This window comes from Streptomyces chattanoogensis (genome assembly GCF_001294335.1).
GTDB lineage: Bacteria > Actinomycetota > Actinomycetes > Streptomycetales > Streptomycetaceae > Streptomyces > Streptomyces chattanoogensis.
Window position 1 is genome coordinate 363,371 of sequence record NZ_LGKG01000001.1, and the last position, 13,732, is coordinate 377,102.

At 69.9% G+C, this 13,732-nt stretch carries 14 protein-coding genes; 8 read left to right on the plus strand and 6 right to left on the minus strand.

Annotation, left to right across the window (positions count from 1 at the left end):
• The first annotated feature begins 67 nt into the window (after positions 1 to 67).
• Together ADL29_RS01600 and ADL29_RS01605 are read left to right on the plus strand one after the other, a co-directional pair.
• Positions 68 to 1,573: an MFS transporter gene (locus ADL29_RS01600; protein ID WP_053921977.1), complete on the plus strand. Its 1,506-nt coding sequence runs from the start codon at positions 68 to 70 to the stop codon at positions 1,571 to 1,573.
• A gap of 113 nt (positions 1,574 to 1,686) precedes the next feature.
• Positions 1,687 to 2,772 carry a magnesium and cobalt transport protein CorA gene (locus ADL29_RS01605; RefSeq protein ID WP_053921978.1) on the plus strand — a complete coding sequence of 362 codons (1,086 nt, stop codon included), beginning with the start codon at positions 1,687 to 1,689 and terminating at the stop codon, positions 2,770 to 2,772.
• A 7-nt stretch (positions 2,773 to 2,779) separates the two neighbouring features.
• Here the strand turns inward: ADL29_RS01605 and ADL29_RS01610 are convergent, their stop codons facing one another.
• Together ADL29_RS01610 and ADL29_RS01615 are read right to left on the minus strand one after the other, a co-directional pair.
• On the minus strand, positions 2,780 to 4,036 hold the full coding sequence (locus tag ADL29_RS01610) for a CynX/NimT family MFS transporter (RefSeq protein ID WP_053921979.1): 1,257 nt from the start codon (positions 4,034 to 4,036) through the stop codon (positions 2,780 to 2,782).
• The gene (locus ADL29_RS01615) at positions 4,029 to 4,766 is read right to left on the minus strand and encodes a FadR/GntR family transcriptional regulator (protein ID WP_053921980.1); all 738 of its coding nucleotides are present in this window, start codon (positions 4,764 to 4,766) and stop codon (positions 4,029 to 4,031) included. The genes ADL29_RS01610 and ADL29_RS01615 overlap by 8 nt, the downstream gene beginning before the upstream one ends.
• 107 nt (positions 4,767 to 4,873) lie before the next feature.
• On the opposite strand from ADL29_RS01615, the gene ADL29_RS01620 reads away from it, so the two are divergent.
• The 4 genes from ADL29_RS01620 (at position 4,874) to ADL29_RS01635 (ending at position 6,706) form a co-directional block, all read left to right on the plus strand.
• Positions 4,874 to 5,332, plus strand: coding sequence for a fluoride efflux transporter FluC (locus tag ADL29_RS01620; RefSeq protein ID WP_078970649.1), 459 nt, complete (start codon positions 4,874 to 4,876; stop codon positions 5,330 to 5,332).
• Positions 5,329 to 5,709 carry a DUF190 domain-containing protein gene (locus tag ADL29_RS01625; protein WP_053921982.1) on the plus strand — a complete coding sequence of 127 codons (381 nt, stop codon included), beginning with the start codon at positions 5,329 to 5,331 and terminating at the stop codon, positions 5,707 to 5,709. Before ADL29_RS01620 ends, ADL29_RS01625 begins: the two co-directional genes overlap by 4 nt.
• A complete protein-coding gene (gene crcB / locus ADL29_RS01630; protein ID WP_053921983.1) occupies positions 5,706 to 6,080 on the plus strand; it encodes a fluoride efflux transporter CrcB in 375 nt (124 codons plus the stop codon). The genes ADL29_RS01625 and crcB overlap by 4 nt, the downstream gene beginning before the upstream one ends.
• Before the next feature lie 83 nt (positions 6,081 to 6,163).
• Positions 6,164 to 6,706, plus strand: coding sequence for a GNAT family N-acetyltransferase (locus ADL29_RS01635; RefSeq protein ID WP_053921984.1), 543 nt, complete (start codon positions 6,164 to 6,166; stop codon positions 6,704 to 6,706).
• 271 nt (positions 6,707 to 6,977) lie between these two features.
• On the opposite strand, the gene snpA is transcribed toward ADL29_RS01635, so the two are convergent.
• Positions 6,978 to 7,622, minus strand: a complete 645-nt coding sequence (gene snpA / locus ADL29_RS01640; protein WP_053921985.1) for a snapalysin — start codon at positions 7,620 to 7,622, stop codon at positions 6,978 to 6,980.
• A 218-nt stretch (positions 7,623 to 7,840) separates the two neighbouring features.
• Here snpA and ADL29_RS01645 point away from each other — a divergent pair, with 218 nt between their 5' ends.
• Complete coding sequence (locus tag ADL29_RS01645) at positions 7,841 to 8,827, plus strand: LysR family transcriptional regulator (RefSeq protein WP_053921986.1); 987 nt, start codon at positions 7,841 to 7,843, stop codon at positions 8,825 to 8,827.
• Here ADL29_RS01645 and ADL29_RS01650 read toward each other — a convergent pair.
• The gene (locus ADL29_RS01650) at positions 8,820 to 9,752 is read right to left on the minus strand and encodes a LysR family transcriptional regulator (protein ID WP_053921987.1); all 933 of its coding nucleotides are present in this window, start codon (positions 9,750 to 9,752) and stop codon (positions 8,820 to 8,822) included. The two genes, ADL29_RS01645 and ADL29_RS01650, sit on opposite strands and share 8 nt — an antisense overlap.
• Before the next feature lie 95 nt (positions 9,753 to 9,847).
• On the opposite strand from ADL29_RS01650, the gene ADL29_RS01655 reads away from it, so the two are divergent.
• A complete protein-coding gene (locus tag ADL29_RS01655) occupies positions 9,848 to 10,903 on the plus strand; it encodes a DMT family transporter (RefSeq protein ID WP_078970650.1) in 1,056 nt (351 codons plus the stop codon).
• Between the two features lie 78 nt (positions 10,904 to 10,981).
• Here ADL29_RS01655 and ADL29_RS01660 read toward each other — a convergent pair whose 3' ends face one another.
• Together ADL29_RS01660 and ADL29_RS01665 are read right to left on the minus strand one after the other, a co-directional pair.
• On the minus strand, positions 10,982 to 12,883 hold the full coding sequence (locus tag ADL29_RS01660; RefSeq protein ID WP_053921988.1) for a YncE family protein: 1,902 nt from the start codon (positions 12,881 to 12,883) through the stop codon (positions 10,982 to 10,984).
• 91 nt (positions 12,884 to 12,974) lie between these two features.
• Complete coding sequence (locus ADL29_RS01665) at positions 12,975 to 13,433, minus strand: hypothetical protein (protein ID WP_053921989.1); 459 nt, start codon at positions 13,431 to 13,433, stop codon at positions 12,975 to 12,977.
• Positions 13,434 to 13,732: the final 299 nt, after the last annotated feature.

Here is a 13,732-nt window from a genome sequence, read left to right on the forward strand (position 1 = left end):
GCGCACGACGTCAGCCGGGCGCCTGCCGCGTATCCCTTCCGCTCCCCACGCATTCCCAGGAGAACGCATGACCACGACCGCCCCCGCCCCCGCCGAGGCGGCCGAAGCGGCGCCCGCGCCCACCGCAACTCCCGCGGCCCCGGCCGACCGCAGACGCTGGATCGCCCTCGCCGTCATCCTGACCGCGAGCGCCATGGACCTCATCGACGCGACCATCGTCAACATCGCCATCCCGAGCATCCGGCAGGACACCGGCGCCTCCTTCAGCGCCCTCCAGTGGGTCACCGCGGGCTATGCCCTCGCCTTCGCCATCGGCCTGATCACCGGCGGCCGCCTCGGCGACATCTACGGCCGCAAGAGGCTCTTCCTGCTCGGCATGGCCGGCTTCACCGCCGCCTCCGCGCTGTGCGGCCTCGCCGCCGGTCCCGGGATGCTGGTGGGCGCGCGGGTGCTGCAGGGCGCCATGGCCGCGCTGATGGTGCCGCAGGTGCTGGCGATCATCCACGTCAGCTTCCCGGCACACGAGCGGGGCAAGGTCTTCGGGATGTTCGGCGCGGTGATCGGCCTCGGCGCGGTCTGCGGCCCGCTGATCGGCGCGCTGCTCACCGAGGGCAATCTCCTCGGCCTGGAATGGCGCCCGATATTCCTGATCAACCTGCCGGTAGGGATCGCCGGCATCCTGCTCGGCGCCCGCTTCGTCACCGAGTCCCGGGCTCCGCGCGCCCTCCGCCTCGACCTCATCGGCACCGCGCTCGCCACCCTCGGCCTGCTGATGCTCCTCTACCCGCTCACCCAGGGCCGCGAGTCCGGCTGGCCGCTGTGGGGCTTCGTGTCGATGGCCGCGAGCCCGCTCGTCCTCGCCGTCTTCGTCCGCTACGAACGCGCCAAGGCCCGCAAGGACGGCTCGCCGCTGGTCGAACTCTCCCTCTTCCAGCTCAAGACCTTCGCGGCCGGCGTCGGCGTACAGCTCACCTTCGGCGCCGCCAGCGGCCTCTTCTTCCTGATCTGGACGCTCCATATGCAGCTCGGCCTGGGCTGGGGCCCGCTGCACGCGGGACTGACCGGGCTGCCGTTCTCGCTCGCCTGCTCGGCCGCGGCCGGAATGTCCGTCCAGAAGCTGGTGCCGCGCTTCGGCCGTAAGGTCCTCCAGGCCGGTGCGCTGATCATGCTGACCGGAGCGCTGCTCTACCTGTGGGACGCCGGGCACTACGGCACCGCCCTGCAGTCCTGGCAGATGATCCCCGCGATGCTCCTGCTGGGCGGGGGCATGGGACTGATCGTCGCCCCGATCACCGACTCGGTGCTCTCCGAGGTCCCCGCCGAGCACTCCGGCTCCGCCTCCGGCATCTTCAACACCACCGGCCAGCTGGGCATGGCGCTGGGCCTCGGCCTGTCGTCGGTGGCGTTCTTCGGCGTCGCCGACGGTGCGGGCGCCCAAGCCGCGCCGGGCGCCGCCTTCCTCCAGGCCACCACCCACTCCCTCTGGTGGGTCTCGGGCGGTCTGGTGATCGTCTTCGGCCTGCTGTTCCTGCTGCCGAAGCGGGTACGGACACCGGACGCTCCGGCGGCATGACGCGGCGACCGCCGGCTGCGGGCGGACCGGGTACGGCCGCCCGCCCGGCGGCAAAAACCGGTCCGCGGCCGTACCGCTCCCGGGGCGCCGCCCGGCATACTGGCCGGGTGTCGATGATCAGCAACCTCCGCAAGGCCGTCCGGCTGCCGCAGCCGCGAAGCCGGGGTGTCGACCTCAGTCACCCGGCGCGCTCGCCGCTCGGTACCGCTGTCGTGAACTGCGCGGTGTACGTGGACGGCGTGCGGCAGGACGGCAACCACCCGGCCGATGTGGCGATACGCCGGGTCCGCGAAACCGGCAGCGGTTTCGTCTGGATCGGGCTGCACGAGCCGTCCGAGAAGGAATTCGCCGGCATCGTCGAGCTGTTCGGACTGCATCCGCTCGCCGTCGAAGACGCCGTGTACGCCCATCAGCGCCCCAAGCTCGAGCATTACGACGACTCGCTCTTCACCGTCTTCAAGACGGTCCGCTATGTCGACCACGACCGGCTCACCGACACCAGCGAGGTGGTGGAGACCGGCGAGATCATGGTCTTCACCGGCGCCGATTTCGTGATCACGGTGCGGCACGGCGGGCACGGCTCGCTCGGTCCGCTCCGCGAGCAGCTGGAGTCCGACCCCGAGCAGCTGGCGCTCGGCCCGTCCGCCGTACTCCACGCCGTCGCCGACCTCGTCGTGGACGACTACCTCGATGTCACCGCCGCCGTCCAGGTGGACATCGACGACGTCGAGAGCGAGGTCTTCTCCGTACGGGGCGGCGGCGGGGCCGGCCGGATCTACCAGCTCAAGCGCGAACTGCTGGAGCTCAAGCGCGCGGTGGCCCCGCTGGACCGGCCGATGCGGGAGCTGGCGACCCAGCCGATGCGCCAGGTCGACCCCCGGATCAAGACCTACTTCCGGGACGTCGCCGACCACCTCGACCGGGTCACCGAGCAGATCACGTCGTTCGACGAACTGCTCAACTCCATACTTCAGGCCCATCTCGCCCAGGTCACCGTCGCCCAGAACGAGGACATGCGCAAGATCAGCGCCTGGGTCGCGATCCTGGCCGTACCGACCATGGTCTGCGGCGTCTACGGCATGAACTTCGAATACATGCCGGAGAAGCACTGGGTGTTCGGGTATCCGCTGGTGATGGCGCTGATCGCCACGCTCTGCCGGATCATCCACCGCGGCTTCAAACGGAACGGCTGGCTCTGAGGAACCGCTACCTTCCCGCCACCTGCCGGGGCCGCGCCGCGCCCCACCCCGCCGCGATCTGCGGGAGCAGCAGCGCCAGCAGTACGGCCAGCGGGACGGTCCAGCTGCCGGAGGCGTCATGGACGGCGCCCAGGACGGCCGGGCCGGTGGCGGCCAGGATGTAACCGGAGCACTGCGCCATGCTGGAGAGCTGGGCCGTGTGCCGGGCGTCCGGGGCGCGCTGGACGATGAACAGCAGCGCCAGACTGATGGCCGCGCCCTGGCCGAGGCCCAGCAGCGTCATCCATATGTAGGCGCCGCCCGCCGGTGCGGCCAGCATCCCCGCGAAGGCCGTCGCGCACAGCACCGCCCCCAGCGCCGCCAGCACCCCGGCGCGCAGCCGGCGGCCGACGACGACCGGGGCGAGGAACGAGCCCGCGATGCCCAGGAGGGAGGAATAGGACAGCATCCACCCGGCGTCACCCGCACTCATCCCGGCGTCCTCGAGCATCGTCGGCAGCCAGGCGGCGGCCGCGTAATAGCTCAGCGACTGCAGGCCCATGTAGCCGGTGACCTGCCAGGCCAGCGGGTCGCGCCACAGGCCGCGTACCGGACGGGCCGTCTGCCGGGCGGTGGCCGCCACCCCTGTACGGGACCGTACCCGCGGCAGCCAGACGATCAGCGCGATCACCGCGAGCGAGCCCCAGCAGGCCAGCGTGGCCTGCCAGTTGAGTCCGGTGGCCTGCTGCACGGGGACGGTGATCCCGGCCGCGAGGGCGGCGCCGCCGAACAGCGACATCGAGTACAGACCGGTCATCAGCCCGGCGCGGGACGGGAAGTCCCGCTTGATCAGACCGGGCAGCAGGACATTGGCGACGGCGATACCCGCGCCGATCACGACCGTCCCGGCGAACAGCGCCGCCACGGAGTCCAGCAGCCGCAGCCCGGTGCCGGCGCAGATCAGCGCCATGGTGCCGAGCAGCGACCGCTCCGTCCCGAACCGCCGCCCCAGCCGCGGCGCGACCGGCGCCAGCAGCCCGAAGCAGAGCAGCGGCAGCGCGGTGAGCAGGCTGGTGGCCGCGGCCGACATGCCGCTTTCCGAGCGGATCGTCCCGGCAAGCGGGGAGACGGCGACCAGCGCCGGGCGCAGATTCAGGGCCAGCAGGATGACGCCGATGCCGAGCCAGAGGGCGCGGCGGCCGGTGGGGGAGGGGGCGGCCGACGGGGCCGCCGGGGCGGTGCGGGGCGCCGCCTCCTGGGTGGCGTTCGCTCCGCCGTCAGGCATGGGTGCCGTCCCCCGGGTTCTGCTCGTGCCGCGGCTGCTCGCCGGACCCGCGCAGCGCGTCCATGGCCTCCGTGAGGTGCGCCAGCGCCGCCCGTTCGGCGGCGTCGGCGTCCCGTGCCTCGATGGCATCGACGATGGCCTCGTGCGAGGCGTACTGGTTGCGCACGGAGTCGGGGACGGGGGCGCTGACGACCGACTGGAGCGTCGCGCGCAGGGCGTCGCTGAGATGCTCGTACAGCTCGGCGAGTACGTCGTTGTGCGCGGCCGCGGCCACCGCCCGGTGAAAGCGCATATCGGCGTCGATGAAGGCGGCCACATCGCCGCTGTCCCACGCCCGGCTGCGCTCGGCCAGCGCACCGCGCAGCGCGGCCAGGTCCTCGTCGGTACGGCGCAGCGCGGCATGGCGCGCGGCGTCCCGCTCCAGCGAGGCGCGCACCTCGTACGCCTCCAGGTCGCCCGCCCGTCGCAGTCTGCGCTGGACGGCGGCGCCGAAGCCGCTGCCGGCCCGGACGTAGGTGCCGTCGCCCTGACGCGGCTCCAGCATCCCGGTGTGCACCAGGGCGCGCACCGCCTCGCGGACGGTGTTCCGGCCCACGCCGAGCTGCTCGACGAGCACCGGTTCGGCGGGGATCTTCGTCCCCACCCCCCACTCGCCCTCGGCGATCAGGCTCTCCATCTGCTCGATGACCAGGTCCACGAGGTTGGTGCGGGCGGTGCTGTGCAGCGGCATGGGCGTCGTCCTCCCGGTGTGATTCCACCGGTGATGGGAACATCCCATGTTTCGCGCTGTCAAACGGCGGGGGTTAGCCTGAGGACGCCGATGATCTCGGGAGACATATGGACAGGCGAGCCCGCCGTGCGGAAGCGGTGCCCCCGCCGTGGCGGGGCCAGTGGCCGGTGATCGGCGTGGTGGCCGCGGGCGGCGCGGTCGGAGCCGTGGCGCGCTACGGGGCGTCCGTCCTGTGGCCGACGGTCCCCGGCGCCTTCCCCTGGACGATCCTCGCCGTCAACGCCGTCGGCTGTGCCCTGATGGGCGTCCTGATGGTGCTGATCACCGAACTGTGGTCGCCGCACCGGCTGGTGCGCCCGTTCCTCGGCACCGGCATCCTCGGCGGCTTCACCACCTTCTCGACCTACACGGTGGACATCGCGCACCTGGTGGACGCCCGGCGGGCCGCGCAGGCCCTGGCCTATCTGGCGGCCACCCTGTTCGCCGCGCTCGCGGCCGTAGCGGGCGCGGCGGCCCTGACCCGCGCACTGCTCGTACTCCTCGGACGAAGGGGGCGGCCGGCATGACACGGACCGCAGGTCCGGCGCTGCGGCTCACGGTGGTCGTCGGCGAGCACGAGGTCTGGCATCACAAGCCGCTCCACGCGGAGATCGTGCACCGCGCGCACGCCGCCGGGCTGGCCGGTGCGAGCGTCTTCCGGGGCGTCGAGGGCTTCGGCGCCTCGTCCGTCATCCACACCCAGCGGCTGCTGTCCCTGAGCGAGGACCTGCCCGTCGCGGTCATCGTCGTGGACGCGGAGGATCGGGTTCGGGGCTTTCTGCCGCGGCTGGCGGAACTCGTGGGGGAGCGGGGCCTGGTGACCGTCGAACCGTGCGAGGTGATCGCCTTTCCGGAGCGGCGGCCGGACGGCGGTGCGGACACGGCGGCGGGCGAGCGCGGGTGAACTGGCTTCTTGTCGTGGCCGGCGCGGTGGTCGGGGCGCCGCTGCGGTTCCTCACCGACCGCTTTGTGCAGTCCCGGCACGACAGCGTCTTCCCCTGGGGGACGTTCACCGTCAATGTCGTCGGCTCGCTGGTCCTCGGCCTGCTGACCGGCGCCGCGGCCGTCGGTGTCGCCTCCCCGCACGTCCAGCTGCTCATCGGCACCGGGCTGTGCGGTGCCCTGACGACATACTCGACCTTCTCCTACGAGACGCTGCGGCTGGCGCAGGACGGGGCCCGCCTCTTCTCCCTGGTCAACGCGGCGGCAAGTGTGGCGGCCGGGCTGGGCGCCGCGTTCGCGGGGTTGGCCTGCGCGCGGATGCTGTGGGGCTGACCCGGCACTCCCCGGACCCCCGGGCCCCGTGGGTATTCTCCGCGTATCCGGCGCGCGGTTGACCGGTGGAACGGGGGAGGGGCATGGCAGAGGTGTTCCTACGGCGGCTGACCAGGTGGCAGGCCGAGACCCAGCGGGAGTCGGTCGCCGATCTCCACGCTGCGGCGCATCACGGTCGGCCCGCCGCCGACGGCGTCCCGGACCGGGCGGAATTCCTGCGGCGGTTCGCCGGGTACGACATTCAGCGCCCCGGCTTCGACATGGTCATCGGCAGCGATCCGGCGCTGGTCGGCTGCTGTTACGGCTATGCCGCCGACCGGGAAGGCGACTGGCTCCGGGCGTGTTCCGCCGGGCTGCCGGACGAGCTGCCGGACGAGGTGTGCCAAGCGGCCGCGGCGGGGCGGCTGTTCCTGCTCGCCGGGCTGATGGTGCTGCCCGCGCACCGGCGTACGGGAGTCGCCACCCGCCTCGCGCAGACGCTGCTGATCCGGAGCAACGCCGCGCTGGCCCTCGCCCCGGTGGCCGCGGACAACGCCCCGGCCCGGGCCGCGTTCCGCTCGTGGGGCTGGCGGCCGCCGGCCGGTGCGGGGGCCCGACTGGAGCCGTGGACCCGCCCGTTGCCGTGACAGGCCGGCCCGCCCGCTGCCGTGAAAAAGGCGCCGTGCCGTGACGGCAAAGCACTGGGGCCCGGGAGAAGTACCTCACCGGGCCCCACCGCTGTCGTCGCGAACGCGTGGGAGAAACGCGATCGCCGCCGGCGCCGCCATTGCCGCCGGCGCCGCCCCCGTTCCCGGCGCGCCGCCAGGAGTCCGAGGGCCGGCCGCCAGGTACCGGCCCTCGGGAGCCACGGCCGCAGTCCGTGGCCTCAGCCGCTGTCGCAGCTGGTCAGTGGGCAGTTCAGTGCTTCAGGCCGCGCAGACCGTTGGCCCAGAGCTGGTCCACCTTGGCGCGCTCGTTCGCGTCCGGCTGGGTGTTCTGGCAGGACGTGCCGGGCCCGCCGCCGGACATCAGCTCGCTGCACGGACCCTCGTAGTGGTCCGGCAGACCCAGCACATGGCCGGTCTCGTGCGCCGCGACGCGGGTGGAGTTGTATTCCTGGTTCTGCTTGTAGTCCAGGAAGACGAAGCCCTTGCCGTGGCCGTCGGTGCTGGCGTACGAACCGCGCGGGTCGTCGCCCTCCTTGTACTGGAAGTCGCCGCCGCTGCCTTCCTGCAGCTTCACGTTCTGCACGGCGCCGTTCCATATGGATGCGCTCTCGGCTATCTGGCTCTTGAACGTCGGGGCCGCACTCGCGTCGTAGGTCACGGTGACCGACTTCGTGCCCGGGTGCGCCTTCATCTTCGCCGTGGCCGACTTCATGACGGCGTCGAAGAAGGCCTTGGTGTCCGCCTTCTCGGCGGCCGACCCGGTGTACGCCGCGATGGAGGCCGGCGTGCTCTGGTGGGAGGAGGGGGAAGCTGCCGAAACCGGCGCCGCGGCTGCGAGCGCGGCAGCGAGGCCCAGGCCGAGCGCTGCCGACAGCGCCGTCTTGGGAGATCTCATGTGGGGGGCTCCTTAATTTCCGAGGGCCGCGGTCGCCGTGTGGGGCGGCGACCGGGGCCCTGCGGATTTCTTGGTGCCGTTGAGTCTGGACGGAGTTCACCCGTGAGGCGGAGATGTTAAGTGGCGATAGCCTGAGGCAATACCCCTGGCAATACCCTCGAAAATTGACCGAGTTCGGGCAGGTTTAAGAGTCTGGTGTGACCGATGCCGAACGTTTTATGCTCCGGAACGTGGAGCTCGAGGTAAGGCATTTGCGTGCACTGTGTGCCATCGCCGATGCGGGCAGCGTACGCAAGGCGGCCCGGCAGTTGGGGATGACCCAGCCTTCCTTGACGACTCAGCTGCGACGCATCGAGAAGGCCCTCGGCGGCCAGCTGTTCTTCCGCGAACCGACCGGCAGCCGCCCCACGCCGCTGGGCCATGCCGTGCTCTGCCGGGCCCGCCCCATAGTGGCGGAAATGCGCGCGCTGATCGACGAGATCGCCTCCGCGTCCGTACGCGAGCAGGGTGCGCGGCTGCACATCGGCAGCACCAACAGCCGCGCCGTGGCGGGCTGGCTGCGCCGCCTGCGGGTACGCCTCCCGGAGACGGACACCACCATAAGGACCGATGTCTCCGCCAATGCGCTGCTGCACATGGTCGCGACGGGCCAGCTGGACGTCGCCTTCGTGCACGAGGTCGAGGGCGCCCCGCTGCGGGTTCCCGAAGGCCTGGTCGAGCATGAACTCATAGCCCGGGAACCGCAGTTCATCGCCCTGTCCGAAAGTCACCCCGCGGCCGCCCGTGCCGTGGTCCACGTACGGGACCTCGCCGACGACCAGTGGATGGTCGACCCGACCGTGGACGGCGAATGGGCGGGCCTGCGCCGCATCTGGACCGCCGCCGGGATCACCCCCCGGGTCGTGCACGGCGATTACCTCACCGCCGTCGACCTGGTCACGGCCGGCGAGGTGGTCACCCCCTGCCAGCCGACCGCCCGCTCCCGCCCCGGTATGGCCGTCCGCCCCCTGCACGGCGACCCGCTCGCCGTACGCCTCTTCATGGCCTGCCGCGCCGACGGCACCCCGGCCGCCCCGGCCGACGCCCTCTTCGCCGATCTGACCTCGTCCTACATGGAGATCGCCTGGTCCAGCGAGGCCTACCGCGACTGGCTCGTCCGGCACGACGGCCCGCTGCCGGTGCCGGTGCCGGCCAGCGCTACGTAGCCGGCTCCGCCCGCCCGGTGCCGCCGTCCCGGCCGCGGATCGCCGCGGCGGCGCGCCGCAGTTCGGCCAGCACCGTCCGCACGGCCCGGCGCGCGGTGCGCTCGGGCCGGTGGAGCGCGTCGATGTGCCGGCGGGCATGGACGCCGCGGAGCGGCCTGAGGACCACCGCGGGGTGCGGCGGCACGGTCCAGCGCGGCATCAGGGCGAGTCCGCCGCCGGCGGCGACCACCTCGGCGACCACCGCGAATTCATTGATGCGGTGCCTGATGTCGAGCCGGCGGTTGGCGGCGGTGGCGATGGCCTCGATGGTGGCCATCAGCGGGAAGCCGTCGTGGACGGTGATCCAGGGCTGGTCGGCGACGTCGCGGGGAGTCAGGGACGCTTTGCCGGCCAGCGGATGGCCGGCCGGTACGGCGATGTCGAGCGGCTCGTGCAGCAGCGGGGTGACGGTCACGGTGGACGGCCACGGCGGGGCGTGGTCGAGACGGTGGGCCAGGACGAGGTCGTAATCCCGGGTCAGCCGCGGGAAGTGATCCTGTGCGACGTCCTCGCCGGCGAGCGTCAGCCGCGGGCACCCCGGCGCGGCCAGGCCGCGGAGCAGCAGCGGGGAGAACGCCGCGGCCGCACTGTGGAAGGCCGCCACCGACACGCTGTCGTCCGGCCTGTCGACGAACTCGTCGACGGTGTGCCGCGCGCGGGCCAGGGCGGCCTCCACCTCGATCGCCGCACCGGCCAGGGCCTGCCCGGCGGCGGTGAGCACCAGGCGCCGCCCGTCGCGTTCGGTGAGCGGGACGGGGACCGAGCGCTGCAGCAGCCGCAGTTGCTGGGAGATCGCCGACGGCGTCACCAGCAGCGCCTCGGCGACCGCGGTGACGCTCCCCAGCTCGCCGAGCTCCCGGAGAATCCGCAACTGCCGCTCGTCCACCGCCCCAGTCTAGGGAAACCGATGAAGGAGAACTAAAGCATTGCTTGAGAAAGTCATACTTGGCTTCAAGATCGCGGTGGTGCAGCGTAAGGGCCGTGCCTGATTCCCGCCGTACCGACGTGGTACTTCTGCTGGTCGCGATCGTCTGGGGCTCCAGTTACCTGGCTGCCAAGACCGCCGCCTCGGCCACCCCGGTCCTGGTGGTGCTGTTCGTCCGCTACGCGCTCTCCGCCCTTGCCTGTGCGGCCGTTGTCGCCGCCGTCGCCCGCCGCCGGGGGGCCGGGCGCTGCACCCGCGCGGAGATCAGGGCCGGATCGCTGCTGGGGGTGACCCAGGCGGCCGTCCTCGTCCTGGAGACCTACGGCGTCGCGCACACCAGCGCCGCCAACGCGGGGCTCCTCATCAGCCTGACCATCGTGCTCACCCCGCTGCTGGACCGCGCGGGCCGCGGCGGCGGGCTGCCGCCGAGGTTCTTCGCGGCCACCGGCGTGTGCGCGCTGGCCGTCGGACTGCTGATGTCCGGCAGCGGCTTCCGCACGCCGGGCGGCGGCGATCTGCTGATGCTCGCCGCCGCGGTGGTACGGGCGGGACACGTCGCACTTGTCGGACGGCTCACCGCGGGCAGCGCGCTGCGTCCGCTGCACCTGACGGCCGTGCAGACCGTGATCGGTTCCGCGCTGTTCCTGGTGCCGGCCGCGGGCGGCCTGCCGGACCTGCTGCACACCGGTCCCACGGTATGGGCCGAGCTGCTCTATCTCGCCCTGTTCTGCAGCGTTTTCGCCTTCCTCGCCCAGACCTGGGCCGTGCAGCGCACCTCCGCCAGCCGGGCCGGCCTACTCCTGGGCACCGAACCGGTCTGGGCCGTCCTGGCCGGCATCGGCCTCGGCGGCGAACGGCTCACCGTCCTCACCGCCCTCGGCGCCGCCCTGATGGTCGCCGGGACCTCCTGGGGCCAGTCCGTCGAACGTGCCCACCGCACCGCGCTGAACGAGCAGGCCGCTGCGGACGAGAGCGGCACCCCGCACAAGGACACCGCCGGGACGTCTGCCCGCACACGGCCGGTCGAGGATTCGCCACCGGCGGAGATGTCGATCGGGGCGCCCTGCGACGGTACGGCACAGGCGGGCATGAGCAACCCTTCGGTCACGTGAGCCTCGACAACCCACATGATCAAGGCGCCCATGCCCGCCCACCCGCGAAAAGAACGCCCTACAAAAGAACGCCCTGAGCTATGACTTTGCCGAGGCGGCGGGCAACACGCCGGAGATCCGCAGCAGCTTGCCCTCCCGGTTGCTGACGTAGATCCAGCCGTTGTCGCGGTCCAGTGCGAGGCCGCAGACCGTGCCGAGACCGTCGGCCACCACGCGCTGAAGGCCCTTGGCCTCGCCGTCGGCCACGACGACCTCATGCAGCTTGCCGCTGCTCGAGTCGGAGACGTAGGCGTTGGCCGCGCCATCCAGCGCCACGCGGACGCTGTACCCGAGTTTGGTGGCCACGGCCTTCGGGGTGCCGCCTTCCGCCTTCAGGTCGACCTCGTACAGCCCGTTGGAGTCATACTGGCCGACGTACGCCTTGCCCCCGTTCAGCGCTACTCCGGCGGCCCTCGTCACGTCCCAGGTACGCTGCTTCGCCGCCGGTTCGCTGGCCAGATCGATCTTGACCAGCTGCCCGTTGTAGACGTCGGTGACATAGGCCTTTTTGTCCGACAGGTCCAGCGCGACGCCATACGCGTACATGCCCTTGGCGACCGTGACCGGGGAGATGGAGCGGTCGGACAGGTTCACCGTGAACAGACCCTTGCCGCCGTATTCGGCGACGTAGGCCTTGTCACCCTCCAGGTCCAACGCCACAGCGTTGACTTCGCCCAGCTTCTCCACGACCCAGTCCGTGTTGCCGCTGACGAGATCCACCTTGTACAGCTTGCCGCCGGACCGGTCGGTGATGTACGCCTTTTTGTTCGCCGGGTCCAGCGCGAGGCCGTCGGCCGTCCCCAACCCGGTGGCGACCTGGACGGGAGCCTTTTTCGAGGCCGCTTGCTCTTCACCGCCGTCCTTGTGCAGCGGGTGATCCTTCATATCGAAATTGAGCTTTTCAAGCTCGAAGACCTCGTGCACCCCGGCGAGGGTAGAAACGACCTCGGCTTCCCCCTTTTGTGTATACGGCTTGCCTTTATCGGTCAAGTCGAAAGTCTCGGCAGCCGTACCGGCCTCGCCGAGTTTCCAGGCAAGCACCTCAGAATACTTCGGTTCCTTGGCCTGCGGGCCGTCCGGGCGGGTCTCCTTGACTTCCACCGGCTCGGGGTAATGCAAAGCGACCCACCCGCCGAAGGAGACAGGGAATTCGTAGTCGAACCTCCGCACCTGACGTCGCTGCGTGGCCAGGACGTCTACCCGGCTGCCAACTTCCCCGTTCAGCGTGGACGATGTTTTGAACGCAGTGGTCAACGAACCACTGACAGAGCCAGTGATTCCGAGCATCAGCTGTGCCGATAATTCCCCGGTGCCCGTGGCGGTACTCGTGGCTGTTGTCGTACTTGTCGTTTGCGACTGAGACTCCGTATCAACGCCCTGATTGTCTTTGCTGTTCTTCAGGGTGGTCTTCTGGGATTGGTTCTTCGCCATGCTCTTCTGCACTTGCTGCTGCAGTGATGCGATGGCTTTTGCCCCGAAAGTGAGCTGCACCTGCCCCTGGAGCGACCAGCTGATCGTGTTCGAAATCGAGAATTCGACAGTGTGTGACCATGTGGTGGGTTTGGGGTCGGTTCGATTGACATACGTTTGCTTGGAGATCACGTCCGGCGGCGGCTGTGCGATGTCGCCTCGCTCCTCGACAAGCGGTACACCCACCGTCATGTAGGCGCGCCACCCGCGCTGGTGTGCCGTACCCTCCCCTTCGGGAAAGTCGCCGAATCGCCCCTTGTTCAAGGAGAACCCGGTAGGGGAGATATACCGGTCCGTGCCGTCTGCTGCTTTCCGCTCGGCCTTCCTCTTCAGTTTTTCCTTGTCCCGCTCCAGGATGGCAGCGGCCCTGTCGGCAATTTTGAGCTCCTTCAGGTTTCGCCCGGTCAGCGGGTGGCGAATAAATCTTTCGCCAAGATGAGCTGTACTCACATTGTTTTTGGTGGCGCCCATGCCCTTCGGCCTCCTTGCGTAGCAGAACTCAACGATTTGTCAGTGATTATTGTGAGCTGTTTCCGGCCTGGCGTGACCGAACGAGAACTCGTCAGCCCTTTTTGATGTCTTTGGCCGACTTATTGTTATCCTTTCTCGATTCTTCCAGCTGCTCATCGCTGATCTTTGGCCGGTCTTCGCCGCCGACCTTTGGCTGATCTTCGTCCCTGATCTCCACCGCCACCTTTTTGAATGCCTCATCCTTGGCCGAAGATGCCATACCGGATGTCGATTCGGGGTTTTCGCTGGCTTCCCGCTGCTGGGCGGCTACCGTCTGGGTGTTCTTGAACAGGGGGGTGATGAAGTTGTTCATGATATTGAGCGCCTCAGGCGACGTCTCGCGCATGATCTTCGGGTCACGCGCAGCTTCAGGAATGTCGTCGTAGAGCTCCGGATCGACCCCTTCCGATTCGGGCCAGGCGCCCGGAATTTTTTCATAGACCTTTTGAGCGGACTCCTCGGCGGACTTGGCTTCACTTTCGCCACTGCCGAAGATGTTCTTGAAAGACATGAGCTTCCCTCCGGATTCTTTCGGTGAGCATGAAATCGCCCCTCGCGAGGAAGGCGATTTTTCTCGCCGCGGTCAAGTTTTTCGCATGCGAAGACCTGGTGCACCCCGGTGCGGGGTAGCAATAATTCTGGCCTCTCCATTTTGCGTGAACGGCTTGCCTTTTTCCGCCAGGTTGACATTTCCCATTTACCTGGGGCAACCCAAAGCGGCGCACCCGTCCCAGAGGTGATGAGGATTTCGTGGTCGAGCGTCCTCGCCTGGCATCGCAACTGGCCAGGACATCTACCCGGCTGCCGATA

Excerpts from the sequence above, each read along its gene's own strand:
- ADL29_RS01600 (WP_053921977.1), top strand. The coding sequence starts at position 68 with ATGACCACGACCGCCCCCGCCCCCGCCGAGGCGGCCGAAGCGGCGCCC.
- ADL29_RS01605 (WP_053921978.1), top strand. The coding sequence starts at position 1,687 with ATGATCAGCAACCTCCGCAAGGCCGTCCGGCTGCCGCAGCCGCGAAGC.
- ADL29_RS01610 (WP_053921979.1), bottom strand. The coding sequence starts at position 4,036 with ATGCCTGACGGCGGAGCGAACGCCACCCAGGAGGCGGCGCCCCGCACC.
- ADL29_RS01615 (WP_053921980.1), bottom strand. The coding sequence starts at position 4,766 with ATGCCGCTGCACAGCACCGCCCGCACCAACCTCGTGGACCTGGTCATC.
- ADL29_RS01620 (WP_078970649.1), top strand. The coding sequence starts at position 4,874 with ATGGACAGGCGAGCCCGCCGTGCGGAAGCGGTGCCCCCGCCGTGGCGG.
- ADL29_RS01625 (WP_053921982.1), top strand. The coding sequence starts at position 5,329 with ATGACACGGACCGCAGGTCCGGCGCTGCGGCTCACGGTGGTCGTCGGC.
- ADL29_RS01635 (WP_053921984.1), top strand. The coding sequence starts at position 6,164 with ATGGCAGAGGTGTTCCTACGGCGGCTGACCAGGTGGCAGGCCGAGACC.
- snpA (WP_053921985.1), bottom strand. The coding sequence starts at position 7,622 with ATGAGATCTCCCAAGACGGCGCTGTCGGCAGCGCTCGGCCTGGGCCTC.
- ADL29_RS01645 (WP_053921986.1), top strand. The coding sequence starts at position 7,841 with ATGCTCCGGAACGTGGAGCTCGAGGTAAGGCATTTGCGTGCACTGTGT.
- ADL29_RS01660 (WP_053921988.1), bottom strand. The coding sequence starts at position 12,883 with ATGGGCGCCACCAAAAACAATGTGAGTACAGCTCATCTTGGCGAAAGA.
- ADL29_RS01665 (WP_053921989.1), bottom strand. The coding sequence starts at position 13,433 with ATGTCTTTCAAGAACATCTTCGGCAGTGGCGAAAGTGAAGCCAAGTCC.